Raw genomic sequence first — 26,167 nt, 5'->3', positions numbered from 1 at the left:
AAAGGGCGGGATGAGCGGGGACGGTTGATCCGGTGAACGGTACCGGTCGCTCAGGCGCGCAGGTCCACACCGATGTCCAGGATCGGGGCGGAGTGGGTCAGCGCGCCGACCGAGAGGTAGTCCACACCGGTCTCGGCGACCTCGCGGGCGGTCTCCAGGGTGAGCCCGCCACTGGCCTCGAGCCGGGCCCGGCCCGCGACCAGGGCCACCGCCTCGCGCATCTGTCGGGTGCTCATGTTGTCCAGGAGGATCAGGTCGGCGCCCGCGTCCAGGACCGGCGGGATCTGCTCGAGGTGGTCCACCTCGACCTCGACGGGAAGGTCCGGGAACGCCGCACGCACGGCCTTGAACGCCTCCGCGACCCCACCCGCGGCGACGACGTGGTTGTCCTTGACCATCGCCGCGTCGGACAGCGACATGCGGTGGTTGACCCCGCCGCCGCAACGCACCGCGTACTTCTCCAGCGCGCGCAGACCCGGCGTGGTCTTGCGGGTGTCGCGGACCGCGGCGCCGGTGCCGTCGATCGCGTCCACCCACGCGCGGGTGGCGGTGGCCACCCCGGACAGCCGGGAGAGCAGGTTCAGCGCCACCCGCTCCGCGGTGAGCAGCGCGCGGGTGCCCGTCTCGGCACCGAACAGCACCGTGCCGGGCGCCACCGCGTCGCCGTCCCGGACGTGCCGGGTGACCACCAGGTCGGCGCCGCAGACGAGTTGGAGGACCGCCTCGGCGACCGGCAGGCCCGCGACCACGCCCGCGGCGCGGGCGGTGAAGTCGGCGTGCCCGCGCGCGGTTTCCGGGATGGTGGCCACCGAGGTGACGTCCACGCCGCCGGCCAGGTCCTCCGCGACGGCGGCGGCCACGAGCGCGGTGACGGCGAGCGGGTCGAGCCCGGCCTGGGCCAGGCGAGCGGTGAGGTCGGCGGACAGCTGGTCGGTGCTCACGCGGTGGACTCCTTCGGTTCGTGGGCCTGATAGGCGACCCGCAGCTCGCCATCGCGCAGCGTCGTGACCAGATTGCCGCGCCATGCCGTGTCGTCGGGGTCGGGGTGGTCCTCGCGCCAGTGGCAGCCGCGCGTCTCCTCGCGCAGCCGCGCGGCACGAGTGAGCGCGCTCGCGACCAGGTGCAGGTTGGTGGTCTCCCACGTCGACGTGCACGGATCGTCGCCGGCACGCGCCGCGAGGCCGGTCAGCGCGGCCTCGGTCGCGGCCAGCCCGGCCGCGTTGCGCAACACCCCGGCGCCCGAGGTCATCGCGCGTTGCAGCGGCAGGCGCACCTCGCCCAGCAGCCCGGCGGGTGCGCTCGGGGCGACCGGCTCGGCGAACGGCGGCAGCTCGCGGGCCAGGTCGGCGGCGATGCGCTCGGCGAAGACCAGGCCCTCCAGGAGCGAGTTGGAGGCGAGCCGGTTGGCGCCGTGCACGCCGGTGCAGGCCACCTCCCCGCAGGCGTACAACCCCGGCACGCTCGTACGGCCGTGCAGGTCGGTGCGGACCCCGCCACTCGCGTGGTGCGCGGCGGGAGCGACCGGGATCGGCTCGGTCACCGGGTCGATCCCGTGCGCCAGGCACGCGGCCAGGATGGTCGGGAAGCGGTGCTTCCACATCTGCGCGCCGAAGTGCCGGCCGTCCAGGTACATGTGCTCGGCGCCGGTCTCGGCCATCCGACGCATGATGCCCTTGGCCACGATGTCGCGCGGGGCGAGTTCGCCGAGCGGGTGTCGATCGGTCATGAACCGCACGCCCGCCGCGTCCACGAGGTGCGCGCCCTCGCCGCGAACCGCCTCGGAGACCAGCGGCTGCTGTCCCTCGGCGTCCGGGCCCAACCACAACACCGTCGGGTGGAACTGCACGAACTCCAGGTCGGTGACCTCGGCCCCGGCGCGCAGCGCGAGCGCGACCCCGTCCCCGGTGGACACCGAGGGGTTGGTGGTGGACGAGAACACCTGGCCCATGCCGCCGGTGGCGAGCACGACGGCCCGGCCCACCGCGGCGCCGACCCCGTCGCGCGCGCCCTCGTCCATCACGTGCAGCGTGACCCCGGCGGCCCGCCCGCTCTCGTCCTTCAACAGGTCGAGCACGAGCGCGTTCTCGATCACCTCGATGTCGGGCAGGGCGTGCACCGCGGCGACCAGCGCGCGCGATATCTCCGCCCCCGTCGCGTCGCCGCCCGCGTGCACGATGCGGTTGCGCAGGTGGCCGCCCTCGCGGGTGAGCAGCACGTCGCCGTCGGGGCCCCGGTCGAACTCGGCGCCGGTGTCGATCAGTCGGCGCACCGCGTCGGGGCCCTCGGTGACCAGCACCCGGACCGCTTCCTCCAGGCACAGCCCGGCGCCGGCCACGAGCGTGTCGCGCAGGTGCTGTTCGGGGCTGTCGCCCTCGTCGAGCGCGGCCGCGATCCCGCCCTGCGCCCAGCGGGTGGAGCCCTCGTCGAGCCGGCCCTTGGTCACCAACAACACCCGCCCGGCCCGCCGGGCCCGCAGCGCGACGGTCAGGCCGGCCACACCGGAGCCGACCACGATGACGTCGGCCCGTACGGTCCAGCCGGGATCGGGCGCGGCCAGGCGCATGGGTTGTGCGGGCGCGTTCATGACGTGGTCCGGACGGGGGCCACGCGGTCGCCGCGCACGGTCTCCCCGCCGGGCAGCGCCTCGGCCGGGTCGTGCCCGGTGCCGGTGATCGTGTTGGCCGCGTCCACGAACACCACGCGCGGCTTCATCGCCCGCGCCTCGGCGTCGGTGACCTGCGCGTACGCGATGATGATCACCAGGTCGCCGGTGTGCACCAGCCGTGCCGCGGCGCCGTTGATGCCGATCACGCCGGTGCCGCGCGGGCCCGCGATCGTGTACGTCTCCAGGCGGGCGCCGTTGTCGATGTCGACCACGTGCACCAGTTCGCCGGGCAGGATGTCGGCGGCTTCGAGCAGATCCTCGTCGATGGTGATGGATCCGACGTAGTGGAGGTCCGCCTGCGTGATCGTCGCGCGGTGGATCTTGGACTTGAACATCGTGCGCATCATGACCGGGGGACTCCCGTGATCGTCAGGCGGGCGTTGTCGATGAGGCGGGTGGTGCCGACGCGGGCCGCCAGCGCCAGGATCGCCGGGCCCGCGTGGTCCGCGGCCACCGGGGTGAAGTCGTCGGGATCGACCAACTCCACGTAGTCGGGCTCGAGTACGGCCCGCAGCACCCCCTCGGCCGCGGCCCGCACCGCCGCCGCGCCGTCGGCGGCGCGCCCGGCGCCCGCGTCGAGCGCGCGCCCGAGGGAGAGCGCGATCTCCCGCTCGGACGCGGAGAGATAGCGGTTGCGGCTGGACCGGGCCAACCCGTCGGGTTCGCGGACGGTGGGCACGCCCACGATCTCGACGGGGAAGTTCAGATCGCGCACCATCCGCCGGATCAGCGCCAGTTGCTGGGCGTCCTTCTCGCCGAAGAAGGCGACCTTCGGGTCGGTCAGGTGCAGCAGCTTGGCCACCACGGTGAGCATGCCGTCGAAGTGGCCGGGGCGGGAGGCGCCTTCGAGGACCGAGCCGGTGGGTCCGGCGGTGATCCGCACCTGCGGCTCGCCACCCGGGTACACCTCGTCCACCGAGGGCGCGAACACCACGTCGGCGCCCGCCCGCGCGCTCACCGCCAAGTCGGCGTCCAGGGTGCGCGGGTAGCGGTCCAGGTCCTCCCCCGCGCCGAACTGGAGCGGATTGACGAACACGGTGACCACCACGTGTCCGGCCGGGCCGACGAACGCGCGCGCGGCGTGGATCAGCGCGGCGTGCCCCTCGTGCAGCGCGCCCATCGTCATCACCACCGCGCGCAGCCCGTGCGGGCGGGTGTCCTCGGCGAGTTCGGCCGCGGTCCGGGCCAGTCGCACATCGGTCACGGTCGGCCTCCCTCGGCCAGTACACCGAGCAGCGCCTCGGCCGCCTCGGCCTTGAGCAGCCCGGCGTTGAGCGCGCGGTCCGCGGTCAGTCGGGCCATCGCCACGTAGGCGGCCAGCGCCTCGGGCGAGACCCGACGCAGCTCGGCCACGTGCGCGGCCACCGTGCCCGCGTCGCCGCGCGCGACCGGACCGGTGAGCGCGTGGTCGCCGGCGCGCAGCGCGTTGTCCAGGGCGGCGCCGAGCAGCGGCCCGAGCATCCGGCCCGGGGCCCGCACGCCGGCCGCGCCGAGCAGTTCGATCGACTGCGCGACCAGGGTGACCAGGTGGTTCGCGCCGTTGGCCAAGGCCACGTGGTAGAGCGCGCGGTCCTGCTCCTCGATCCACTCGGGCTCGCCGCCCATCTCCACCACCAGCGCCTCGGCGACCGGTCGCAGCACCTCGGGCGAGGTGACGCCGAAGGAGCAGCCGGCCAGCCGTTCCAGGTCGACGGTGCTGCCGGTGAAGGTCATCACCGGGTGCAGCGCGAGCGGCAGCGCGCCGGCGCGGGTGGCCGGCTCCAGGATGGCGACGCCGTAGCGCCCGGAGGCGTGCACCAGGAGTTGGCCGGCCTTGATCGCCCCGGTCTCGGCCAGGCCGCGCACCAGGGCTTCCAGCGCGTCGTCGGGCACGGTCAGCAGGGTCAGGTCGGAGGCCGCGATGACCTCCTGCGGGGTGACCAGCGGGACACCCGGGAGCAGTTCCTCGGCGCGGCGCCGGGATGCCTCGGAGACGCCGGAGGCGGCCACCACCGAGTGCCCGGCGAGGGCGAGGGCGGCGGCGAGGGTCGGGCCGACGCGGCCGGTGCCCACCACGCCCACGCGCAGCCGCGCGGGGCGGTCGGCGGGGTCGGGCGAGCGGCCGTGCGGGTACGGGCGTGCGGTGATGTCGTTGTTCACGCGAGCGAGCCTTCCGTTCCAGTCCGCGGCGGGTACCGGACGAGTACTGGCCCGATCAGGGTACTCACGCGCCGGGCGGACCGGTCCCCGGGATGGTCGGCGGGTGGGCCGGCCGCGGACTCGGCGCCGGCCACCGGTAGCGGGAGGCGCCGGCCACGTAGGAGGCCCGCAGGGCGACCTTGCGGCGGATCAGCTCCGGTCCGCGCATGCCGATCGCGCCGAGCGCGGTGAGCACGAGGCCGGTCAGCAGCATCGTGCCGGTGACCACCCGAGCGACCCGCGCGCTGCGCGGACCGCCCTGGGTCTGCAGCGAGTAGGCGGACGGGCTCGCTCCGTCGCCTCGGGGCGCGGATTCCACCGACGCGACGGCGCTACTGCGCTCGGGTGACGGAGCGGGAGCCGGGCCGGCGTCCAGGGCCCCGGCCGCCGCGACGATCCCGACCGCGGCGACCGCGAGCGCACAGCGGCGTCCCGCGCGTATGACCAGTTGACGGCTGCCCATGGGAAGCCTCCCGGAGACCGGTGCCGATGAAACCGAGTACGAGCCAGTGCTGACCAGGTACGAGGATTCGGCCCCCTTCGCCTTCCCCGAGTCGATCGTCTATGTGTCCCCTTTCGACCGGTGTCGCATGCCTGTCACGCTTCGGGAAACCGGAAAAAGCGCATGCCGAGACCCCGGACGGGCACGGCCCGCCCGGGGTCACCCTCGGTCGTCGTTCGCTACCCCAGCCGCACCGGCAGCCGGGTGAGCGCGTTGTTGAGGTTGGAGCACAACCGCTCGGGCTCGCCGGTCCGCTCGATCACGGGATGCGCCGCGAGCAGCTCCTCGAAGAACACCCGGCCCTCCAGTCGGGCGATGTGCACGCCCAGGCAGAAGTGCTCGGCGAAACCGAAGGACAGGTGTGGGTTGGGCCTGCGGGTGATGTCGAAGCGTTGCGGGTCGGCGAAGACGTCCTCGTCGCGGTTGGCCGAGGTGTAGTACATCGCCACCTTCTCGCCCGCCCGGATCCGCACACCCCGCAGTTCGGTGTCCCGGGTGGCGGTGCGGCGGAAGTAGTGCAGCGGGTTGGCCCAGCGCAGGATCTCCTCCACAGCGCCCGGCACCAGCGCCCGATCCGCGCGCAGCGCGGCGAGCTGGTCGGGGTGCGCGAGCAGCGCGTCCAGCCCGGCGGAGAGCATCGTCTTGGTGGTGTCGTTGCCCGCGGTCACCAACTGCACGAAGAACCGGCCGAAGTCGACGTCGGTCATCATCCGGCCGTCGAACTCGGACTCCAGGATCAGCGACGTGATGTCCGCGCGCGGTTCCTCGATCCGGCGCCGCGCCGCGAAGCCCATCGCGTAGCGGGCCATCTCGATCGCCGCCGTGCCGCCCTCACCCGCCGTGTTGCGTTCGGCGAGCGCGTGGATGTGGTCCCAGTCCGCGGCCGGCAGACCCATCAGCTCGCCGATCACCTGGGTGGGCAGCCCGGAGGTGACGTCGTGCACGAACTCGACCTCGCCGCCGCCCACCCGGGTCAGGATCTCCCGGCAGATGGCCCGGATCCGGTCCTCCATGCCGCCGACGACCCGCGCGGTGAAGGACTTGACCAGCGGCTTGCGGTAGGCCCGGTGCCGCGGCGGATCCATCGAGAGCAACGTGCCGCGCAGCGCCTCCAGGCGGTCCGGTTCGAGGTCCTCGACGAGGATCCCGCCGGCCTCGGCGGAGAAGATCTCGGGGTGCTGCGAGACGTACTCGACGTCGGCGTGCCGCAACACCGCCCAGTAGCCCGGCTGTCCCGGGATGTCCTGCCAGTACACCGGCCGGGTCCGGCGCAACTCGGCGAACAGCGCGTGCGGCGGGCCGTCCACGTACCGCTCGGGGCGGTACAGGTCCGGTTCGGCCCGTTCGGCGATGGCGGTCATCGTGCCCCCTCGCAACCTCGGCTCGCGGACATCCTCAACCCACCAGCACGTTCGGCCGGCCGAAACCCTGCGCCTCGCACAGCGCGCGGTAGGCCCGCAGCGTGCCGGGACCGTCGGTCACCGAGGTGATGTTCCCGTCCGCGTCCAGGTTGAGGTTGGCGCCGTACATCTGGAACCAGACCCGGGTGTCCGGCTCCACGCAGGTGAGCGTGTGCACCGAACCGGCGGGCTCGTACAGGAACGAGCCGGCCCGGTTGACGTAGTCGTACTCGGCGTACTTCCACGCGCCCGAGGTGGTGTAGCCGTACACGGGTCCGGTGTGCCGGTGCGTCTCGACCGCGAAGCCGGGCTGGAAGACGTTCTCCACGATCCACAAGCCCTCCTCCTCCTTGACGCACAACACCTTGAGCTTGTTGCCGCCGCCGATGTCGACGAACGGCAGGTCGTCGGCGCCGAGGTGGACGGCGGGGCGGCCGGGTGCGCTGGTGGTCATGCGATCTCCTTGGTCATGGCGGGTCCCCCTGGACGGGCGCCGCGTCCGCAGCGGCGCGACAGCATGTCTGTAACGGTGTAACAGCATGCCTCGAACGACGCCGAGTTTCGAGGGCCGCACAGGATGGGCAACACCATCGATCGCACGCGTACGCGCGGGGACACGTGCGGCGACGGGCACAGGGGACGGGTACAGGGGATGGGGAGCGCAGATGGGACAGCTCGACGGACGGGTCGCCGTGGTCACCGGCGGCGCCGACGGGATCGGCCGCGCGTGTTGTGAGCGCTTCGCCGAGGAGGGCGCCGACATCGTGGTCGCGGACGTGCGCGACGAGGCCGCGATGGACACCATCGAGGCGGTCGAGAAGCGCGGCCGGCGGGCCACCTACATGCACACCGACCCCAGCAGTCCGACCGACACCGGGACGGTGATGCAGCACGCGATCGACACGTTCGGCGCGATCGACGTGCTGGTCACCGCGGCGGGCATCACCACGGCCGACCACGTCGGGGGCCGGCGCCGGCGGGCCGCCCCGGCCGAGTCGGACCCGATCAGGCGGTTCACCGACAGCCCGCTCGCCGAGTGGCAGCGGGTGCTGGACGTGAACCTGACCGGCACGCTCCTCGCGGTCCAGGCCGCCGCCCGCTGGATGGTCGCCCAGGGCCGGCGCGGCTCGATCATCACCGTCGCCTCGATCGCCGCGCGCCATCCCGAGACCGGCGGGCCGGGCTACGCGGTGTCCAAGGCGGGCGTGTGGATGCTGACCAAGCAGGCCGCCCTCGCGCTCGGCCCGGCCGGGATCCGCGTCAACGCCATCGGCCCGGGTTTCATCGAGACCAACATGACCGCGGTCCTGCGCGGCGTGCCGGAGCTGGAGCAGCGGCTGCTCGGCAGCGTGCCGCTGGGCCGGATGGGCACCACGCGCGAGGTAGCCAACGCGGCGCTGTTCCTGGCGAGCGACCAGTCGTCCTACTTCACCGGCGAGATGTTGCACCCGGACGGCGGCTTCTACACCGACTGACCGACCCGACCGAGCCGACCGGGCGCGCGGGCCGGGCGGTCGGCGCGCGCGCCCGGGACGCTACCTGCCGCGGGCCTTGACCAGGCCGGTCTCGTACGCCAGCACCACGACCTGGACCCGGTCGCGCAGCCCGAGCTTCATCAGGATCCGACCGACGTGCGTCTTGATGGTGGCCTCGGACAGGAACAGCCGCTGTGCGATCTCCGCGTTGGACAGGCCCTGGGCGACCAGCATCATCACCTCCAGCTCGCGCTCGGTCAGCGCGTCCACCACGTCCGGGCGGGGCTCGTGGTCGCTGGGCAGGATCGGCGCGAACCGGTCGAGCAGGCGCTTGGTCGTGCTGGGCGCCACCACCGCGTCGCCCGAGGCCACCGCCCGGATCCCGGACAGCAGTTCCGGCGGCGGCACGTCCTTGAGCAGGAAGCCGCTCGCCCCGGCCTTGAGCGCGGCGAACGCGTACTCGTCGAGGTCGAAGGTGGTCAGCATGAGCACCTTGGGCCGCACCCGGCCCTCGGGCAGCACCAGGGCGTTCTCCCCGCCGTCCGCGCAGATCCGTCGGCACGCCTCGACGCCGTCCATGCGCGGCATCCGCACGTCCATCAGGACCACGTCGACGTCCACGTGCCGCAGCTTGTCGAGCGCCTCGACGCCGTCGCCGGCCTCGGCCACCACGCTCATGTCCGGCTGCGCCTGCAACACCATGGTGAAGCCGGTCCGCAACAATTCCTGATCGTCTACCAGCATCACCTTGATGCTCACTGGGCTCCTTGAAGAGTCGTTCGGGACGGGCCTGCGGCGGCGGACGCGGAATCGGACCGGCCGGCGTAGGGCAGCATGGCACTGACCGACCACCCGCCGCCGACGGTGGGGCCGGTCCGCAACCGGCCGCCCAGCATCGCGACCCGCTCGCGCATGCCGACCAGGCCGTGCCCCATCCCGTCGCCCGGCGCCGCCGCGCCCCGCCCGTCGTCGCTGATCTCCATCTCCAGGCCGGCCTCCCCGTAGCCGACACCGACCTTCGCGGTGACGTCGGGGCCGCCGTGCTTGCGGGTGTTGGTCAGCGCCTCCTGGACGATCCGGTACGCGGTCAGCGCCACGCTCTGCGGCAATTCGACCGGCACGCCCGCGACCGTGAGCTCCACGTTCAGGCCGGTGGTGCGCACCTGCTCGACCAGTTCGTCGAGTTGCTCGACGCCGGGCTGCGGCACGTACGCCTCGGCCTCGCTCTGCGAGCGCAGCACACCCAGGAGGCGGCGCATCTCGGCCAGTGCCTCACGTCCGGTGGCGGCGATCGTGCCCAGCGCCTCGCGGGCCCGATCCGGCGCCGCGTCGATCGCGTACGCCGCGCCGTCGGCCTGCACCACCATCACCGACACGTTGTGCGCCACCACGTCGTGCAACTCGCGGGCGATCCGGGCCCGCTCGGCCGCGGCGGCGATCTGCGCCTGCTGGTCGCGCTCGAACTCGAGCCGGGTGGCCCGCTCCTCCAGCTCGGCGTAGAACGCCCGCCGGGTGCGCATCGAATCGCCCAGCACCCACGCGATGGCGAGCAGGACCACGGTGAACGTCAGGCCGAAGAGGTTGGCCTTGAACGAGGATTCGGCCGAGGAGGGGAACCGGGCGAGCAGTACGGCGGGACCGATCAGAGTCATCGCCAGGCCGGCCCGGGAGAGCCAGCGCGGGCCCGATTTGGCGGCGGTGTACAACGACACGAGCATCGCGTAGTTGGCGGCGGTGATCGTGTTGTCCCAGACCAGCTGCATCAGTCCGCCGACCACGACCAGCGCGGTGGCGGTGAACGGGCGCACCCGGTGCAGCATCATGCCCAGGCTGAGCAGCGTGGTCAGGAGCAGCCACCACCAGGTGGGGGCGTCCGAGCTCGACCCGTCGGAAATGACCTGAAGCACACCGAGGCCGAAGACCGGAATCGTGCACACCGAGTCGACCCACAGGGGGTGTGCTCGCAGCCACGCGTAGATTCGTTGCACACTTCGACGCTACGTGGGCCCCGCCCGGCGCGCGTCCACCGACTTACCGAATCATCCCTCCGCCACAAGTCGCACCCCGCGCCCGGTGCGTCTCGCTCCGGAGGCCGGCCGGATCGGCTCAGGCACCGTCCGCGGGTCGTACCGGCAGCAGCGCGCGCACCTGCCAACCGCCGCCGGGCGCGGGCCCGGTCTCCAGTCGGCCGCCGAACATGGCGACCCGCTCGCCCATGCCGACCAGGCCGTGCCCCATCCCGTCGCCCGGCGCCGCCGCGCCGCGCCCGTCGTCGCCGACGTCCAGCTCGACGTCGTCGCCCAGGTAGCGCAGCCGCACCAGCGCCTTGACGTTCGGGCCGCCGTGTTTGCGGGTGTTGGTCAGGGCCTCCTGGACGATCCGGTACACGGTCAGCGCCACGCCCTGGGACAGCTCGACCGGCACGCCCTGCACGGTCAGGTCGACCGGGAGGCCGGCGCTGCGGACCCGGTCGAGGAGGTCCTCCAGCTGTTCGACGCCCGGTTGCGGGACGTAGGTGTCGGTCTCGGTCTGCGAGCGCAGCACACCGAGCAGGCGACGCATTTCGGCCAGCGCCTCGCGCCCGGTCGAGGAGATCGTGCCCAGCGCCTCGCGGGTCAGCTCGGGCGCGTTGTCGAGCGCGTAGGCGGCGCCGTCGGCCTGGACGACCATCACCGACACGTTGTGCGCCACCACGTCGTGCAGCTCGCGCGCGATCCGGGCCCGTTCGCCGGCCGCCGCGATCTGCGCCTGCTGGTCCCGCTCGCGCTCCAGCCGGTCGGCCCGGTCCTCCAGCTCGACGTAGTAGGCCCGCCGGGTGCGCATCGAGTCGCCCAGCACCCAGCCGATCACGAACGGGCCCATCAGCAGCAGCGTAAAGAAGATCACCCCGGTGGCGCCGACGTCCGGGTTGTCCCACCAGCGCAGCACCGCCGCGATCGGCGCGAGCACGCCGGCGACCAGCGCCGTGCGCGAGACCCAGCGAGGGCTGTACGCGGCGGCGCTGTAGGCGATCGCGGGCATCGCCAATGCCTCCAGGCCCGGCGCCACGTCGTCGAAGAGCTGGAAGATCCCGATCACGAGGGTGGCCACCAGCGCGAGGGTGGGATTGCGCCGGCGGATCAGCAGCACCAGCGACATCGCGCCGAGGGCGACCAGGTGCGGCACGTCGGGCGGGCCGGGTTGATCGATGATCACCTCGAACCCGCCGAACATGAGCAGCAGCAGCGCCCACGCCCCGTCGACGAGCAGGGGGCGCCCACGGAGCCAGGCGTACAGGTGATGCACACAGGCAGGGTAGACGGGCACACACGTTCGCCCACACTCCGGACGGATCGCCACGGACCCGACCTCGATCGCACGGCAGCATCGGCGGGCCGGTACCGTCGGGTGCGATGGAACGATGGCTGACCTGGCAGGAAGCCACCCGTCGGGCGCTGTACGGAGCAGAGGGCTTCTACCGCCGGGCCGAGGGGCCGGCCGGGCATTTCCGCACCTCGGTACACGCCTCCCCGCTGTTCGCCCGGGCGCTGGCGGACCTCGCGGCGGCCTCGGGCCTGGACACCGTGGTGGACGTGGGCGCGGGGCGCGGCGAGTTGTTGATCGCGCTGTGCCGGATCGCGCCGCATCTGGAGTCGGTCGGCGTCGACGTCGCGGACCGCCCCGAGGTGTTGCCGCCGTCGATCGGGTGGGGGCCGGAGATCCCGGCCGGCCGGAATGTGCTGCTGGTCGCCAACGAGTGGTTGGACAACATCCCCGTCGACGTGGTCGAGGTGGACGCGCGCGGGGTGGTGCGGGTGGTCGAGGTGGACGTGCGCACCGGTCACGAGCGGCTCGGCGCGCCGGTCGGCGGCGAGGACGCGCGCTGGCTGGAGCGGTGGTGGCCGCTGGGGGACGCGCGGCCGGGGCGGCGGGCGGAGATCGGCGCGCCCCGGGACGCGGCGTGGGCGCGGGCGGTCGGGCGGCTGGAGCGGGGTGTCGCGGTCGCGATCGACTACGGGCACGTGGGCGGGGGGCGACCGCCGTACGGGTCGCTCGCGGGGTATCGACAGGGCCGGCAGGTGCCGCCGGTGCCGGACGGCACGTGCGACGTGACGTGCCATGTGGCGATGGACGCGGTGGCGGCGGCGGGCGAGGCCGCGGGGGCGGGCGGCACGGTCCTGACCACCCAGCGGCAAGCGCTACGCGCACTGGGCGTAACCGGGCAACGCCCCCCTTACGCACTCGCCCGCACCGACCCCACCGCATACCTGTCCGCCCTCCGCGACGCAGGCGAGGCAGGCGAACTCACCGCCAGGGGCGGCCTCGGCGACTTCCACTGGCTGACCCAAACAGCCCCCACCCGGTAACCCCGCGCCGAACCGGACAAACAGCGGCAACGAGCGGCGTCCCCGCCAGGACGGCACGCAAGGCCGGCCCGGAACGGGCAGCGCGCATAGCCGAGCCAAACGCAACGGCACGTAAGACCACATTGGCCCACAAGCCCAACCTCACCACCCAACACAAGCGCCCCCCACCCCGACCGGGACGGGCGCCCCCCAACCCAACCAACACAACCCACCCCGACCGGCACGGGCAGCACCCCAACCCGACCGACACAACCCAGCCCAACCGGCACGGGCAGCACCCCAACCCGACCGACACAACCCAGCCCGGCCGGCGTTTGAGGCCACCCCAGCCCAACCAACGCATGAGCCGGGCCCAGCCACACAAGCCCACCCCGGGCCGGCCCGCGCCCAACGCGCGCGCGGCGCGTGGGCGCGGCCCCGCGCCGTGGGGATCAGCTCGTGCCGAGCGCGCCCGCTGCGCGGAGTTCGGCGATCTTGGCCTCGTCGTACCCGAGCAGATCCGCGAGGACGGCCGCGCTGTGTTCGCCCACCGTCGGCGCCCGCTCCGGCACGGGAAGCGTCTCGCCGACGAACTTGATCGGCGACGGCAACTGCTCGCAGCCGAGCCGATCCCGGCCGATCCACGGGAACCGGTGCCGGAACTGCGGGTCCTCGGCGATCGTCTGCGGCGTGTTCACCGGCGCGATCGGCGTGTTCGCCTCGTTGCCGAACTCGATCCACTCGCGCGCGGTCCGCGTGGCGAAGATGTCCCGCAAAATACCCCGCAGTTCGACGTTGCCGACCGCGTGGTCCGCATACTTCGAGCCGGGCCAGCGCTCGAACAGGTCGGCCCGGTCCACCGCCTCGCAGAAGTTCTTCCACAACGACTGCTCGGACGCCATGAACAGCACGTGCCGGTCGTCCTTCGTCGCGTAGATCTGGTACCGGACACCCTTCTCCATGCCACCGGTGCCGGGCGCCCGGCGGGCGTAGCCGTCCGACTTGTTCCCCGTCACCTCGGACTCGGGGCGCTCGTACGCCTTCCAGGTCTCGCTGCGCAGCCAGTCCATCGACGCGGCGGCGTCCGACTGGGCGATGTCGATCACACTTCCCTCGCCGGTGGCCCGGGCCCGGATGATGCCCGCGAGCACGCCGAGCGCGCCGAACATCGGACCGGCGTGGATGCCGATCGAGGCGTGCTCGGGCAGGTACGGGAAGCCGTCCTCGTCGATCGCGGGCTTCACCACCCCGGCCCAGGTGTCGTAGGCCACACCGTGGCTGGGCATGTCCCGGTACGGTCCGGTGGCGCCGTAGCCGGAGATCGTGCAGAAGACGATCCTCGGGTTGATCTTCCGCAGGTCCTCGAAGCCGATCCCGCGGCGCGCCAACCCGCCCGGCCGCATCGCCTCGATCACCGCGTCGGCGTCCTTGACCAGGGCCTTGAAGGTCTCGATCGCCTCCGGCTTGCGCAGGTCCAGCACCAGCGACTTCTTGCCGCGGTTGACGTGGAGGTGCATCAGCGAGGTGCCCTCCACGATCGGCCACGTCATGTCGCGGATGTAGTCCCCCTGCGGTGGCTCGATCTTGATCACCTCGGCGCCGAGGTCCACCAGCGACGAGGTGATCGCGGCCGGCCCCAGCATCGAACATTCGATGATGCGAACCCCCGCGAGCGGGGCCCCACCCTTCGACTCGACCTGACTCATCGCTGCCTCCCTGCGAATATGACGATGCGTCAGATATTAACCGGCGCCCTCGTCGAGGGAAGAGGCGGAACCTGACGATCTGTCAGATGCCCCCTGGATCCAGCGTTCCGTGCCCGCTCCACGACGCCCGGTACGCGAGCGTTCGGCCTGTTCAGCGACGATCGTGTCCGCCTCCACCGCGTCCCGTCGGGCCGCCCGCACGTGTACCGGGCCCGGGGTCGAGTCGAGGTGCACCGTGGCCAGGCCCAATCGGCGCTCCCACGGCCCCTGGGTGCGTCGTACGCTCTGCACCTTCGCGTGCGGGATCACGTCGAGGATCCGGTGGAAGCGCCCGCTGCGCGCGACGAACACCTCGCCGTCCGCTCCGTACGCGTAGGCGGACCAGCCCACCGGGTCGTGCCAACGGGCCCGGCGCGGAGCCGGGATCAGCTCGATCGCGTCGATGTCCACACCCGGCAGGATCTGGCCGAGCAGCCCGTGGGCGACCGCGCGCGGCGCCACCGGCAGCAGGATCGTCTCCTTGGCGTCCGTGTCCTTGCCGCCGTAGCCGGCCACGTTGATCTCGACCCGGACCCAGCCGGGCAACCGCCACAACCACGGCTGCACGATCCGTACCGCCTGGACCCGACCGGGCGGCACCGTCTGATGCCGCTGTTCCAGCAGCCCGTGCCGCAGCCGCAACCCGTCCGGCGAGCGCGCCACGGTGAAGTCGAAGTTGCGGATCACTCGGCCCGCGGTGAACTGCCACGCGGCCAGGAACAACGGCAATGTGCCGAACACGAAGGCGAGTTCGTGCAGCACGAAGGCCAAGATCAGGATCGCCACACTCGGCGCCAACGCGGCCCACGTACCCGCCGACAGCAGTACCGAGCCGACCACCGCCGACAGCGGCACCGCCACCAGCGGCTGCTCGGGCGCCTCCCCCACGTCCGGCCGCACCCCGGCGGCGCGCGCGAGCAGTTCGGCCCGCAACCGCTGCGCGTCGGCCTCGCCCAGATAGGACAGACTCGCCTCGGCCTTGTCCCCGCCCGCCACCTGCAACTGCAACTCCGCCAGCCCGAACAGCCGGGCCACCAGCGGACGCACCACGTCGACCGCCTGGAGCCGGGACAGGCGCACGTGCCGGGTCCGGCGGAACACCATCCCGGAATCGATCCGCAGGTCGTCGCCCTCGATCCGGAACGTGGTGAACCACCACGACAGATAGCCGTAGGCGAGCGCGAGCGGCACCAGCACGCCGAGCCCGATGATCAGCCGACTCGGGGTCGCCCAGCCGGAGTTGACGTTGTGCACGACCACGCCGAGGCAGGCCGCGATGACCACCCAGCCGCGCGCGGGCGGGGTCAGCGGGTGCAGCCGACGCGGCTCGACCGTCGGCACGCCCGAGCGATCGCCCGGCTGCTCGACCGGCGGCTCCACCGGTCGCTCGTCGCCGGTCACAGCCCCGCCGATCGGGCCTCGCCCAGCGCCGCGAGCCGGTCGCGCAACCGCGCGGCCTCGGCGGGCGGCAGGCCGCGTACCCGTGCGTCCGAGGAGGCCGACGCGGTGTGCAGGGTCACCGTGGCGATCCCGAAGTGCCGCTCCAGCGGACCCGCCGCGACGTCCACGAACTGCATCCGCCCGTACGGCACCACCACGAGCCTGCGCAGCAGCACGCCGTGTTCGATCAGGAGGTCGTCGGCCCGCTCCGCGTAGCGCCACGAGCGCTGGTTGCGCCGGATCAGCGGGAGCGCCCATGCCCCGAAGCCGGCCACGCCCACCACGAACACCGCGCCCGCCCACCACACGACCAGCCACCCGAGCAGGCCGCCGCCGAGTATCGCGAACAGGATGCACACGCCGAACAGCAGCGCCCGACGCATCCGGTACAGCTGTTCCGAAACGGAACGCCAGTCGAGGTCGGGGGGTGCCAGGGCGTCGTCGGCCGGTTTCATAGGGGCAACCTTCCCAGGCGGGCACACAAGGGTGCGAAGGAGGCCGTGACTACTGGCAGACTCAGGGTCCATGACCGCCAGGACCGTGGGCGTGGGTATCGGCGCCGACCAGCTCGACACGACCGACATGGTGCTCAACATCGGGCCCCAGCACCCCTCCACGCACGGCGTGTTGAGGTTGCGACTCGTGCTCGACGGCGAGCGGATCGTCTCCGCCGAGCCGATCGTCGGCTACATGCACCGGGGCGCGGAGAAGTTGTTCGAGGTCCGCGACTACCGACAGATCGTGATGCTCGCCAACCGGCACGACTGGTTGAGCGCGTTCGCGAACGAGCTGGGCGTGGTGCTCGCGGTGGAGCGCATGCTGGGCATGGAGGTGCCGCGGCGCGCGGTGTGGGCGCGGACCCTGCTCGCCGAGCTGAACCGGGTGCTCAACCACCTGATGTTCCTCGGCTCATATCCGCTGGAGCTGGGCGCGATCACCCCGATCTTCCACGCGTTCCGCGAGCGCGAGGAGATCCAGGCGGTGATGGAGGAGATCTCCGGCGGTCGTATGCACTTCATGTTCAACCGGGTCGGCGGCCTCAAGGAGGACCTGCCGGCGGGCTGGACCGGGCGGGTGCGGCACGCGGTGGCGACGGTGCGCACCCGGCTGGCCCGGCTCGACGACCTGGTCTCCGACAACGAGATCTTCCGCGCCCGCACCCGGGGGGTGGGCGTCCTGACGCCGGCCGTGGTGGCGGCGTACGGGGTCAGCGGGCCGATCGCGCGCGCCTCGGGGGTCGACTTCGACCTGCGCCGGGACGAGCCGTACCTGGCCTACGGCGAGCTGACCGACGTACTGCGCGTGGTCACCCGCGAAGAGGGCGACTGCCTGGCCCGCTTCGAATGCCTGCTGGAGCAGGTACACGTGAGCCTGGACCTCGCCGACGCGTGTTGCGACCGTCTCGACGGCCTTCCGCAGGGCCCGGTGAACCTGCGGCTGCCGAAGGTGCTCAAGGCGCCCGAGGGTCATACGTACGCGTGGACCGAGAACCCGCTCGGCCTGAACGGCTACTACCTGGTGTCCCGGGGCGAGAAGACCCCGTGGCGGCTCAAGCTGCGCTCGGCGTCGTACAACAACGTGCAGGTGCTCGGCGAGGTGCTGCCGGGCTGCCTGATCGCGGACATGGTGGCGATCCTGGGCTCGCTGTTCTTCGTCGTCGGCGACATCGACAAGTAGGCGGACCCGCCGGGGTCCGCCTACGGGCCCTCAGGCGTGCTTGCGGATGTCGATGCGGGGGATTTCCTCGGTGTCGTCGTGCGCGGTGAGGTCCACCGGGAGCGGCTTGCGCTGCGCGGCTCCGGTGGGGGTCCCGCCGGGCTCGGTGGGGGCGAAGCGCACACCCTGGCCGCGGTGTACCGGCGCGGGCTGTGCGGCCGGGGCCTCGGCCTCGGCGTGCACCGGGTCGGCGATCCGGTCGGCCTCGATGTCGTCGGTCTCGGACGGGACGTCGGCCGGCTCGACCAGGTCCACGTGCGGGCGGCCGGCGATGAGCGCGTCGTAGCGCGCGTCGGAGCCGAACAGTTCGTCGGTGAGGAAGCCGGTGGCCTCCGGCTCGGCCAGGGGCGCACGCGGAGCGAAGAAGTCGAACCGACCGGACGCACCGGCGCCGGCCACCCGACGGGTCACCTCGAGCACCTTGTCCCGCACCATCCGGGTCACCTCGGCGGTCTCGGCGGCGACAGGCACGCTCGCGGGGCTCCCGACGCCAGGTGCGTGCGCTGCGGCTTCGGTCGCGGCGGGTACATCCGCGGGGTCCTCGGTGACCGGGACATCGGCCGGCGCCTCGGCGGCACGCGGTTCGGCGCCGGCGGGCTGCTGCTCGGCGACGCGAACGGCCTCGGTGTACCGGGTGAGTTCGGTGGGCGGCGCGATCGGCGCCGCAGGACGCGCGGCCACAACGGCCGGCACGGGCTCGGACGCAACCTCGGACCCACGTACGGTCCCGGCCACAGGCGTTGGCGCAGCCTCGGACCCGGACTCGGCATCAACCGCCGCCACAGGCACATCCGCCTTCCCGAACCCGGGCGTCGACGCCGGCACGGCATCGGACTCGGGCGCGGTCTCAGCCACGCGCGCGGCCCCGAACGCGGGCGTCGACGCGGTCACAGGCGCGGCTTCGGGCTCGGTCGCGGGCCCGGCCGCGCGGGCGCTCCCGAATCCGGGCGTCGACGCAGTCGCGGGCACAGACTCGGACGCAGTCGCACGCGCGGTCCCGAACGCCGGCGTCGACACGGTCGTGGGCGCGGTCGCAGACTCGGACGCGGCGCCCGCCCGGGGCGTACCGGCCGCCCGAGGCGCGGCACCCGCCTCCGGCATCGCCCGCACGCCCGCCGCAGGCGCGACGCGCCGCTCGTCGCCCCGCACCGCCTCGTTCGCAGCCGCCGCCACCGCGGCCGCCGGCGCGACCGGAGGCCGTGCGCCCGACCGCGCACCCGGGCCGAATACCGAGGCGGCGTAGGCCCGAACCAGGTCCGGCGAGGACACCGGAGGCCGCCGCACGGCCGGCACGATGGACGGCGCCGTGGGCCGGGCCCCACCACCGCGGCGGTCCAGCAGATCGAGCACGGCCGAGGCCCGCGCGAACAGATCGGGGGTCAACTGCTGCGGACGCGAGGTCAGATGCTCGGCGGCCACGTCCAGAACGAGCCCGTGTTCCTCGGCCCGCTCGACGGCCAGCCGCAGTTCCTCGGCCATGCGCTCGCGCTCGCGACGCCGCGCGATGCTCTCCTCGGCCAGGCGCCGCTGGTGCGCGGTGCTCCCGCGAACCACCCACGCGACCGCGCCGACGGCGGACGACACACCGAGCAGCACGGCGATTCGAAGGGTGTTCGCACCCCCCGCGACCACCGCCAGCACGACGGCGACCAGCGCCGGTGCGCATATGGCGGCAAGCAGGGATATGCGTGTGGCGGTCGAGACCGAGCGATGGCGTCCACGGGGCATATGGAGACGTTAGCGCGCACACGGTGTTCGGCTCGGTGCGGGGGCTGTCGTCCGCGCGTGTCGTTTTCCGCCCTCGCCACCCGCAACTCCGCTCGGGACGGCCCCGAACGCCGACCGGCCATATGCAACTCCGGTCGGCGTTCGGGTATTTGCCGGCGACGAGGTTTTACCGAAAAATCAGATCAGGTTCTTCGACTTCAGGTATGCCTTCGCCACATCGGCCGGCTTCTTGCGGTCCTCGTCGACCTGCTTGTTCAGCGCGGTCAGGTCCTCGGTGGTGAGCACCGGCGCGAGCTTGTTCACCAGCGGCAGGATCTTGTCCGCCTTGCCCGAGTTGACCACCGGAAGCACGTTGTCGGCGTTCTGCAGCTTCTTGTCGTCGGCGAGCACGACGAGACCGAACTGGTCCAGCGTGGCGTCGGTGGAGGTGGTCAGGACCAGCTGGTCGCTGCCGTTCTTGACCGCCTGCTTGGCGGCGGTGGTACCGACGCCGAGCGGGTCCACGCCGGAGACCTTGATGCCGTACGTCTTCTCCAGGCCCGGTGCGCAGAACGGCCGCGTCTTGCACTCCTCGCCCGCCGCGATCTTCACGTCGACGCCGGCCTTGCCGAGGTCCGACAGCGTCTTGAGGTTGTACTTCGCGGCGAAGTCCTTGGTCACCGCGAACGCGTTCTGGTCCACCGCCTGCGAAGGTTCGCCGCTCTTGAGCCCGGCCGGACCCGCGAGCGTGTTCAACGCGGCGACGGTGGCCGTCACATCGGGCGAGGCGACCGGAGCCGCGTCGGGGCCGTTCTTCTTGCGGTTCAGGAATTCCGCCATCGTCGCCGCGTATTCCGGCACGACCGCGATCTTGCCCTTCTCCAGCTCGGGTTCGTAGAGCTCACGGTTCTTCACCGTCTTGATGCTCGCCTTCACCCCGCCCTTGTCGAGCAGCTGTTTGTACATCTGCGCCAGAATCTCGGACTCGGTGAAGCCGGCCGAACCGACCGTCGTCTTGTCGTCGTCCGAGGACGAACACCCCGTCGCGCCCACCAGGAAGACCAGCGAGAGTCCCGCCGCCACACCGACCGTCATACCCGTTCCACCGCGCCGCTTCGGCATGCGATGCACCGCCCTTTCCGTTCTCACGAGGTCACACCGCCACGCGGTGTCCGGGCCGTGAACCGCTGCACGAGCGCGAACAGGCCCTCCACCACCAGAGCCAACGCGGCCACGAGGAAGGCCCCCGCGACTACTTGACCGTTGTCCTGCAGGTCGAAACCGGCCGTGACGATGCGCCCGAGACCGCCCCCCGCGACCAGTGCCGCGAGTGTTGCCGTGGCAACAACCTGAACGGCACACGTACGAATTCCCGTCATGATCAACGGAAGCGCGAGCGGGAGCTCGACGCGCAGCAACATCTGGCCGCCGGTCATGCCCATGCCGCGCGAGGCCTCGACCACGTCCCGGTCCACTCCGCGCATGCCGACGTAGGCGTTGGTGAGCACCGGCGGGATCGCGAACAGCACCAGCGCGATGATCGTCGCGGTGTCGCCCATGCCGATCGGACTGAGCCCGAGCAGCACCAGCACCGCGAACGTGGGGATGGCCCGGCCGACGTTGGAGATGTTGATCGCGAGCGCGCCGCCCCGGCCCAGATGACCCAGCCACAGCGCGATCGGCAACGCGATGGCGACCGAGATCAGCACACACACCACGGTCAGCAGGACGTGTTCGGTGAGCCGGTTCCACACCCCGCTCTCGCCGCTCCAGTTCGCGCCGTCGGCCAACCAGTCCCAGGCATCTGCCAGTACGGTCACGCCGCCGCCCCCGCTCGTGTGTCGACCTCGGCGGTCGGCGCGGACACGAGCGGCAACCGCCGCTTGCGCCCGCCCGCCCGCTCCCACGGCGTCAACAACCGCTGTACGCCCAGCAACAGCAGATCCGCCACGATCGCCAGCGCCACGCACAACACCGACGCGGTGAGCACCTGCGCCCTGAACAGCGTGTCGATGCCCGAGTAGATGAGATTGCCGAGGCCGCCGGAGCCGACGATCGCGCCGACCGTGGTCAGCGCGACGGTGGAGACCGTGGCGACCCGCACGCCCGCCATGATCGCGGGCAGCGCGAGCGGCAGTTCGACCTGGAAGAGCAGTCGCCCCGGCCCGTAGCCCATCCCCTTCGCCGCCTCGACCACGTCGGGCGGCACCGCCCGCAGACCGGCCAGCATGTTCCGGACCAGGATGGTCAGCGAGTACAGCACCAGACCGATGATCACGGTGGTCTCGGTCAAGCCGGTGAACGGCTGCAAAATAGCGAACATCGCCAGCGAGGGGATCGTGTACAGGATCGTGGTGGAGCCGAGCAGCACGCTGCCCGCCGGGCGCCACCGCCGGGCCGCGAGGGCCATCGGGAACGCGACGAGCACGCCGATCGCCACCGAGACGACGGTCAGATAGATGTGTTCGCGCAAGGCCGTGGTGATCTCCCCGGAGTACTCGTCGAAGTACTTCCCGCAGATCCACGAGTTGCGCTTCAGGCAGTCACCGGAGGCCACAATCACGGGCGGACAGTACCCCGGCGCTCGGACACGCATGCCCGTGACGGCGGACACACCCGGTGTGCGGGCAGGGGCACCCGGGTACGTTGCCTCCCCTGGGGGTCGGGAAACACTCGGGTCTCCGGACACCTGCCACGACCGCCTGCCATGCCCCGGAGGGCCTCCATGATCCGGCTGGACCGCGTCACCAAGCGGTACCCCGACGGCACCGACGCGGTGGCGGACCTGTCCCTGGACGTCGCCACGGGCGAGCTGGTCACCCTGGTCGGTCCGTCCGGCTGCGGCAAGACCACCACGATGAAGATGGTCAACCGGCTGATCGAGCCCACGTCCGGGCGGATCTTCCTGGACGACGAGGACATCACCCGGGCCGATCCGGTCAAGCTGCGCCGACGGATGGGCTACGTGATCCAGTCCGGCGGCCTGTTCCCGCACCGCACCGTGCTGGAGAACACCGTCACCGTGCCCAGTCTGCTGGGCTGGGACCGGAAGAAGGCCAAGGCACGCGGCGTCGAACTCCTGGAACTGGTCGGCCTGGACCCGGCGAAACTCGGCGACCGCTACCCGCACCAGCTCTCCGGCGGTCAGCGCCAGCGGGTCGGCGTGGCCCGCGCGCTCGCGGCCGACCCGCCGGTGCTGCTGATGGACGAGCCGTTCGGCGCGGTGGACCCGGTGGTGCGCGAGCACCTGCAGACCGAGTTCCTGCGCCTGCAGCAGGAGTTGCGCAAGACGATCCTGTTCGTCACCCACGACATCGAGGAGGCGGTGCGGCTCGGTGATCGAATGGCGGTGTTCTCGATGGGCGGTCGCATCGAGCAGTTCGACACGCCCTCCAGCGTGCTCGGCGCGCCCGCCAACGACTACGTCGCCGATTTCGTCGGCGCCGACCGCGGGCTCAAGCGGCTGTCGGTGACCGAGATCACCCCCGACGACCTCGAACTGCCGCCGATCGTGCGCCTGGACGACCCGATGCCGGAGGCGCTGGCGAAGCTGCGCGCGGCCGGCTCGCGCTGGGCGGTGGTGCTCGACGACGCGGGCGATCTGCACGGCTGGGTGGACGACCGGGTGGCCACCGGCACGGTGCGCGACCGGGCCCGGCGGATGGAGGCGTGGGTGCCCGTGCACGCCTCGCTCAAGCAGGCGTTCGGCGAGATGTTGCAGCACGACGCCGGCTGGATCGCGGTGGTGGACGGCGACCGGTTCGTGGGGGTGCTGACCCCGGCGCGGTTGCACGAGGCGCTGCGGCGGTCGATCGGCGCCGAGGAGCGGGACATCCCGCCGGCCGAGGTCGTCCTGGACACCATCGAGGGATGAGCCGGCCGGCGGCCCGGACCGCCTACCGGATGGTGGGTACCGGTCCCCGGTTCACTTGTCCTCGGGATCCTCGGGCACGCGCAGTATGCGCTCCAGGAACAGGCACCCGCCGACCAGGAGCACGCCCGCGCCCACGGCGAACGCGCACCGCTGGGCCTGTGCGGAGCGCTCGGTGACCTCCAGGAAGTGCGAGAGGTAGAGCGCGTAGCCGCCGTACAGCCCCACCACCAGGGCGCCGACGAGCGAGCCCGCCTTGGCGAAGACCACCGCGCGCGCGGCGACCAGCGGGTCCACCGCGCGCGCGTTCGGGCGCCGCTCGCGCTGCGCCCTCAGCCGCGAGCGCAGCGACAACGCCGTGGCCAGCGCGACCGCGGCCAGGCACAGCAGCACGATGGGCGCCAGGATCGGGACCACGGGCGGTGTCCCGCGCGAGTCCCACAGGTCGATACCGGCATACGCGATGCCGCCCGCCCCCAGCGCGAGGGCGAGCAGGACGAGCGGGCGCGTGGGCTTCATCGGTCTGCGGTCAGCTCCAGATCGTCACGGCGGTGCACGCCGGCCGGGCCCACCCGCACGAGCAGGTCGGCGATCGGGCCGTGGCCCGGCAGTTCCGCCTCGGGGTCGATGTCGTGCCAGGGCGCGAGCACGAACGAACGCTCGTGCGCGCGCGGATGCGGCAGGGTCAGCCGCGGGTCGTCCTGCGTCACGTGCTCGAACCAGATCACGTCCACGTCGAGCGTGCGCGGTCCCCAGCGCTCGACCCGGACCCGCTGGAACGCCTCCTCGATCGAGTTGGCGCGCTCCAGGATCAGATCCGGGGTGAGCAGCGTGCGCACCTCGACCACCGCGTTGAAGTAGGTGCCCTGCTCGGGGCCGCCCACCGGGTCGGTCTCGTAGACCGGGGACACCCGCAGCAGGGTCACCCCGGGGGTGTCGGCGATCTCGTCGATCGCGCCCTGGAGGGTTTCGAGCCGGTTGCCCAAATTGCTGCCGAGCGCGAGCACGACCCGGCTCCAGGACAGCTGCGCGCGCTGCGCGGTGGTCTCGGCGGGGTGCTCCGGGGCCGGCTCGCGCGGGGTCCGGGCGGCGGAGGTGTCGGTCATCGGTCGCGCCCCCGCACGATGGTCACGGTCACGTCGTCGAAGGGGACGGTGATCGGGGCGTCGGGCTTGTGCACGATCACTTCCACCTCCTGCACCAGCGGCCGGGCCAGGCATACGTCGGCGATCCGCTGGGCCAGCGTCTCGATCAGGTCCACCGCGTCGCCCTGGACCACGCCGACCACGTCCTCGGCGACCTCGCCGTAGTGGACCGTGAGGGTGAGGTCGTCGGCCTGCGCGGCCGGCCGGGTGTCCACCCCGAGCACGACGTCGACGACGAACGTCTGGCCCTCTTCGCGTTCCTTCGCGAACACTCCATGGTTGCCGCGGGCCTTCAGCCCCCGCAGCGAGACGCGGTCCAGCATCAGTCGCCTCCTCGGCGCGTATCCCATCACTGCGCACCCCGAACGGTCGGTCGCCCTTCCGGTCGAGGGGCGGTCGCGCCGACGGCCGGACCACCTCTGTGCGGTACGAATGTACCCAGCGGTCCCGACAGGTTCCGTCGTCCGGGTGCCTCGAACGCCCCCGAACGACACCTCGAAGCGGTCGGGATCGGTCAGATCTCCTCTTCGGCGTCGACCTCCGCCATCACCGGGGACGCGTGGTGCAGCCACAACCGCCAGCCCGCGGGGGTGCGCCGGAAGACGTTGGTGACCACCGCGCGCCCCCCGGCGAAACCCGTCTCGTCGCCGCCGTCCTCCTCGGCCATCCCGGTCAGCATGTTGGCCGTGCAGGACAACACCGCGACCTCGCCGGCCAGCTTGACCTCGACGTCGGTCAGGAAGAACTGCACGTACGCGGTATTGGCCATGATCAGCGCGTAGGAGCGCAGGATCTCCGCGCGTCCGTGCAGCGCGGGCCAGCCCGGATGCACACAGGTCACGCTCGGCGCGTCGGGGCCGTCGGCCCAGATCGCGCCGAGGGCGTCGATGTCGCCCTCCTCGACGGCCGTCCACAGCGCGAGGTTGACCTCGCGTACCGCGTCCGCCTCGGGCGACGTCTGGTCGTCGATCGGGTTCATCGGGCCTCCTGCCAGGCAGCCGCCACCTTGACCGCGTCGAGCGAAGCGGGCACCTCGTGCACACGGACGGCCCACGCGCCCGCGGCGGCGGCCAGCGCGGAGACCGCGGCCGTCGCGTCGTCGCGCCCGCGGGGCGGGCGCAGTGTGCCGTCCTCGGCGGCGAGCAGCCGGCCCAGGAAGGTCTTGCGGGACGCGGCCACCAGCAGCGGACGACCGAGGTCGTGCAGCGCGTCCAGGTGGGCGAGCAGTGGCCAGTTGTGTTCGGCCGTCTTGGCGAAGCCCAGGCCGGGGTCGAGCACGATCGCGTCGGGGTGGACCCCGGCGGAGACCACCTTGTCCATCCGCTCCGCGAGTTCGGCGCGCACCTCGGCGACCACGTCGGAGTAGACCGCCCGCTCCTGCATCCCCCGCGAGTGGCCGCGCCAGTGCATGACCACGACGGGCACTTCGCTCTCGGCCACGTATGCGGCCATCGCCGGATCCGCGAGCCCGCCGCTGACGTCGTTGACCAGCCGGGCGCCGGCCGCCACCGCCGCGCTCGCCACCTCGACCCGGGTGGTGTCCACACTGACCACCGCGCCGGCCGCGGCCAACTCGCGCACCACCGGCACGACCCGCCGCAGTTCCTCGTCGGCGTCCACCCGACCGGCCCCCGGGCGCGTCGACTCGCCGCCCACGTCGATCAGGTCGGCCCCCTGTTCGATCAGCGTGAGCCCGCGCGTGATCGCGGCCTTCGCGTCGAACCAGAGCCCGCCGTCGGAGAACGAATCGGGGGTCACATTGACCACACCCATGACCGCGCACCGGCCGAACTCGGGCAGGCCGCGCACCCTCGGCGGGCGGTCGGGAGCCCGATGGCGCGGGCCGGTCGTCGCTGTCATGGGGAACAGAGTAGGGGGGGGGGGGGGGCCCCCCCCGGCCCCCCCCCCCCCACCCCCCCCCCCCGGGGGGCGGCGCCCCCCCCCCCCCCCCCCCCCGGCGGCCGCCCCCCCCCCCCGGCGGCCAAAAGAGAAATAAAA

At 72.5% G+C, this 26,167-nt stretch carries 27 protein-coding genes; 4 read left to right on the top strand and 23 right to left on the bottom strand.

All coding sequences use genetic code 11. The features are described 5' to 3' along the window. Positions 1-50 precede the first annotated feature (50 nt). From nadC to ACH4XV_RS26125, 8 genes are all read right to left on the bottom strand, one after another. Entirely contained in the window at positions 51-941 is an 891-nt protein-coding gene (gene nadC / locus ACH4XV_RS26160) for a carboxylating nicotinate-nucleotide diphosphorylase (RefSeq protein ID WP_395793825.1), read from the bottom strand. Continuing rightward, on the bottom strand, positions 938-2,584 hold the full coding sequence (locus ACH4XV_RS26155; protein WP_395793823.1) for an L-aspartate oxidase: 1,647 nt from the start codon (positions 2,582-2,584) through the stop codon (positions 938-940). The genes nadC and ACH4XV_RS26155 overlap by 4 nt, the downstream gene beginning before the upstream one ends. Continuing rightward, positions 2,581-3,012 (bottom strand): aspartate 1-decarboxylase, encoded by a 432-nt coding sequence (gene panD, locus ACH4XV_RS26150; RefSeq protein WP_395793821.1) that lies wholly within the window; start codon positions 3,010-3,012, stop codon positions 2,581-2,583. The genes ACH4XV_RS26155 and panD overlap by 4 nt, the downstream gene beginning before the upstream one ends. Beyond that, positions 3,009-3,869 (bottom strand): pantoate--beta-alanine ligase, encoded by an 861-nt coding sequence (gene panC, locus ACH4XV_RS26145; protein ID WP_395793819.1) that lies wholly within the window; start codon positions 3,867-3,869, stop codon positions 3,009-3,011. The genes panD and panC overlap by 4 nt, the downstream gene beginning before the upstream one ends. Next, positions 3,866-4,804 carry a Rossmann-like and DUF2520 domain-containing protein gene (locus ACH4XV_RS26140; protein ID WP_395793817.1) on the bottom strand — a complete coding sequence of 313 codons (939 nt, stop codon included), beginning with the start codon at positions 4,802-4,804 and terminating at the stop codon, positions 3,866-3,868. Before ACH4XV_RS26140 ends, panC begins: the two co-directional genes overlap by 4 nt. Positions 4,805-4,868: 64 nt before the next feature. Next, positions 4,869-5,306, bottom strand: a complete 438-nt coding sequence (locus ACH4XV_RS26135) for a hypothetical protein (RefSeq protein ID WP_395793815.1) — start codon at positions 5,304-5,306, stop codon at positions 4,869-4,871. A gap of 218 nt (positions 5,307-5,524) precedes the next feature. Continuing rightward, a complete protein-coding gene (locus tag ACH4XV_RS26130; RefSeq protein ID WP_395793813.1) occupies positions 5,525-6,706 on the bottom strand; it encodes a cytochrome P450 in 1,182 nt (393 codons plus the stop codon). 34 nt (positions 6,707-6,740) lie between these two features. Further along, a complete protein-coding gene (locus ACH4XV_RS26125; RefSeq protein WP_395793811.1) occupies positions 6,741-7,199 on the bottom strand; it encodes a 2,4'-dihydroxyacetophenone dioxygenase family protein in 459 nt (152 codons plus the stop codon). A gap of 211 nt (positions 7,200-7,410) precedes the next feature. Between ACH4XV_RS26125 and ACH4XV_RS26120 the strand changes: the two genes are divergently transcribed. Next, positions 7,411-8,220 (top strand): SDR family NAD(P)-dependent oxidoreductase, encoded by an 810-nt coding sequence (locus ACH4XV_RS26120; RefSeq protein WP_395793809.1) that lies wholly within the window; start codon positions 7,411-7,413, stop codon positions 8,218-8,220. Between the two features lie 60 nt (positions 8,221-8,280). Here the strand turns inward: ACH4XV_RS26120 and ACH4XV_RS26115 are convergent, their stop codons facing one another. The 3 genes from ACH4XV_RS26115 to ACH4XV_RS26105 form a co-directional block, all read right to left on the bottom strand. Next, positions 8,281-8,979, bottom strand: coding sequence for a response regulator transcription factor (locus ACH4XV_RS26115; RefSeq protein ID WP_078976573.1), 699 nt, complete (start codon positions 8,977-8,979; stop codon positions 8,281-8,283). Beyond that, positions 8,976-10,208: a sensor histidine kinase gene (locus ACH4XV_RS26110; RefSeq protein ID WP_395793807.1), complete on the bottom strand. Its 1,233-nt coding sequence runs from the start codon at positions 10,206-10,208 to the stop codon at positions 8,976-8,978. The genes ACH4XV_RS26115 and ACH4XV_RS26110 overlap by 4 nt, the downstream gene beginning before the upstream one ends. Before the next feature lie 118 nt (positions 10,209-10,326). Further along, positions 10,327-11,505 carry a sensor histidine kinase gene (locus tag ACH4XV_RS26105; protein WP_395793805.1) on the bottom strand — a complete coding sequence of 393 codons (1,179 nt, stop codon included), beginning with the start codon at positions 11,503-11,505 and terminating at the stop codon, positions 10,327-10,329. Between the two features lie 107 nt (positions 11,506-11,612). Here ACH4XV_RS26105 and ACH4XV_RS26100 point away from each other — a divergent pair, with 107 nt between their 5' ends. Beyond that, positions 11,613-12,566: an SAM-dependent methyltransferase gene (locus tag ACH4XV_RS26100; protein WP_395793803.1), complete on the top strand. Its 954-nt coding sequence runs from the start codon at positions 11,613-11,615 to the stop codon at positions 12,564-12,566. Positions 12,567-12,997: 431 nt separating this feature from the next. On the opposite strand, the gene ACH4XV_RS26095 is transcribed toward ACH4XV_RS26100, so the two are convergent. From ACH4XV_RS26095 to ACH4XV_RS26085, 3 genes are read right to left on the bottom strand one after another with little or no spacing between them, the layout of a single operon-like run. Next, a complete protein-coding gene (locus ACH4XV_RS26095; RefSeq protein ID WP_395793801.1) occupies positions 12,998-14,251 on the bottom strand; it encodes a CaiB/BaiF CoA transferase family protein in 1,254 nt (417 codons plus the stop codon). A 36-nt stretch (positions 14,252-14,287) separates the two neighbouring features. Next, on the bottom strand, positions 14,288-15,691 hold the full coding sequence (locus tag ACH4XV_RS26090) for a PH domain-containing protein (protein ID WP_395793799.1): 1,404 nt from the start codon (positions 15,689-15,691) through the stop codon (positions 14,288-14,290). Then, positions 15,688-16,185, bottom strand: coding sequence for a PH domain-containing protein (locus tag ACH4XV_RS26085; RefSeq protein ID WP_101897100.1), 498 nt, complete (start codon positions 16,183-16,185; stop codon positions 15,688-15,690). Before ACH4XV_RS26085 ends, ACH4XV_RS26090 begins: the two co-directional genes overlap by 4 nt. Positions 16,186-16,255: 70 nt before the next feature. On the opposite strand from ACH4XV_RS26085, the gene ACH4XV_RS26080 reads away from it, so the two are divergent. Continuing rightward, positions 16,256-17,407: an NADH-quinone oxidoreductase subunit D gene (locus tag ACH4XV_RS26080; RefSeq protein ID WP_395793797.1), complete on the top strand. Its 1,152-nt coding sequence runs from the start codon at positions 16,256-16,258 to the stop codon at positions 17,405-17,407. A gap of 30 nt (positions 17,408-17,437) precedes the next feature. Here the strand turns inward: ACH4XV_RS26080 and ACH4XV_RS26075 are convergent, their stop codons facing one another. The 4 genes from ACH4XV_RS26075 to ACH4XV_RS26060 all read right to left on the bottom strand — a co-directional run bounded on the left by ACH4XV_RS26075 (position 17,438) and on the right by ACH4XV_RS26060 (position 21,710). Beyond that, positions 17,438-19,174: a hypothetical protein gene (locus ACH4XV_RS26075; protein WP_395793795.1), complete on the bottom strand. Its 1,737-nt coding sequence runs from the start codon at positions 19,172-19,174 to the stop codon at positions 17,438-17,440. Positions 19,175-19,351: 177 nt separating this feature from the next. Beyond that, complete coding sequence (locus ACH4XV_RS26070) at positions 19,352-20,248, bottom strand: ABC transporter substrate-binding protein (RefSeq protein WP_078976567.1); 897 nt, start codon at positions 20,246-20,248, stop codon at positions 19,352-19,354. 50 nt (positions 20,249-20,298) lie between these two features. Further along, positions 20,299-20,973 carry an ABC transporter permease gene (locus ACH4XV_RS26065; RefSeq protein WP_395793792.1) on the bottom strand — a complete coding sequence of 225 codons (675 nt, stop codon included), beginning with the start codon at positions 20,971-20,973 and terminating at the stop codon, positions 20,299-20,301. Then, positions 20,970-21,710: an ABC transporter permease gene (locus ACH4XV_RS26060; RefSeq protein ID WP_395794436.1), complete on the bottom strand. Its 741-nt coding sequence runs from the start codon at positions 21,708-21,710 to the stop codon at positions 20,970-20,972. Before ACH4XV_RS26060 ends, ACH4XV_RS26065 begins: the two co-directional genes overlap by 4 nt. A gap of 168 nt (positions 21,711-21,878) precedes the next feature. Here ACH4XV_RS26060 and ACH4XV_RS26055 point away from each other — a divergent pair, with 168 nt between their 5' ends. Further along, on the top strand, positions 21,879-23,027 hold the full coding sequence (locus ACH4XV_RS26055; protein WP_379999011.1) for an ABC transporter ATP-binding protein: 1,149 nt from the start codon (positions 21,879-21,881) through the stop codon (positions 23,025-23,027). Positions 23,028-23,078: 51 nt separating this feature from the next. Here the strand turns inward: ACH4XV_RS26055 and ACH4XV_RS26050 are convergent, their stop codons facing one another. From ACH4XV_RS26050 to folP, 5 genes are all read right to left on the bottom strand, one after another. Then, positions 23,079-23,543 carry a DUF3180 domain-containing protein gene (locus ACH4XV_RS26050; RefSeq protein WP_395793790.1) on the bottom strand — a complete coding sequence of 155 codons (465 nt, stop codon included), beginning with the start codon at positions 23,541-23,543 and terminating at the stop codon, positions 23,079-23,081. Beyond that, entirely contained in the window at positions 23,540-24,130 is a 591-nt protein-coding gene (gene folK, locus ACH4XV_RS26045; protein WP_395793788.1) for a 2-amino-4-hydroxy-6-hydroxymethyldihydropteridine diphosphokinase, read from the bottom strand. Before folK ends, ACH4XV_RS26050 begins: the two co-directional genes overlap by 4 nt. Continuing rightward, a complete protein-coding gene (gene folB, locus ACH4XV_RS26040; protein WP_078979399.1) occupies positions 24,127-24,489 on the bottom strand; it encodes a dihydroneopterin aldolase in 363 nt (120 codons plus the stop codon). The genes folK and folB overlap by 4 nt, the downstream gene beginning before the upstream one ends. A 194-nt stretch (positions 24,490-24,683) precedes the next feature. Beyond that, complete coding sequence (locus ACH4XV_RS26035) at positions 24,684-25,148, bottom strand: nuclear transport factor 2 family protein (RefSeq protein WP_395793786.1); 465 nt, start codon at positions 25,146-25,148, stop codon at positions 24,684-24,686. Beyond that, positions 25,145-26,029, bottom strand: coding sequence for a dihydropteroate synthase (folP, locus tag ACH4XV_RS26030; RefSeq protein WP_395793784.1), 885 nt, complete (start codon positions 26,027-26,029; stop codon positions 25,145-25,147). The genes ACH4XV_RS26035 and folP overlap by 4 nt, the downstream gene beginning before the upstream one ends. Positions 26,030-26,167: the final 138 nt, after the last annotated feature.

Source organism: Embleya sp. NPDC020630, assembly GCF_044334985.1.
In the GTDB taxonomy this organism is placed as follows: Bacteria; Actinomycetota; Actinomycetes; order Streptomycetales; family Streptomycetaceae; genus Embleya.
The sequence above is the reverse complement of the archived record's forward strand: the minus strand, read 5'-3'. Positions and strand labels throughout refer to the sequence as shown.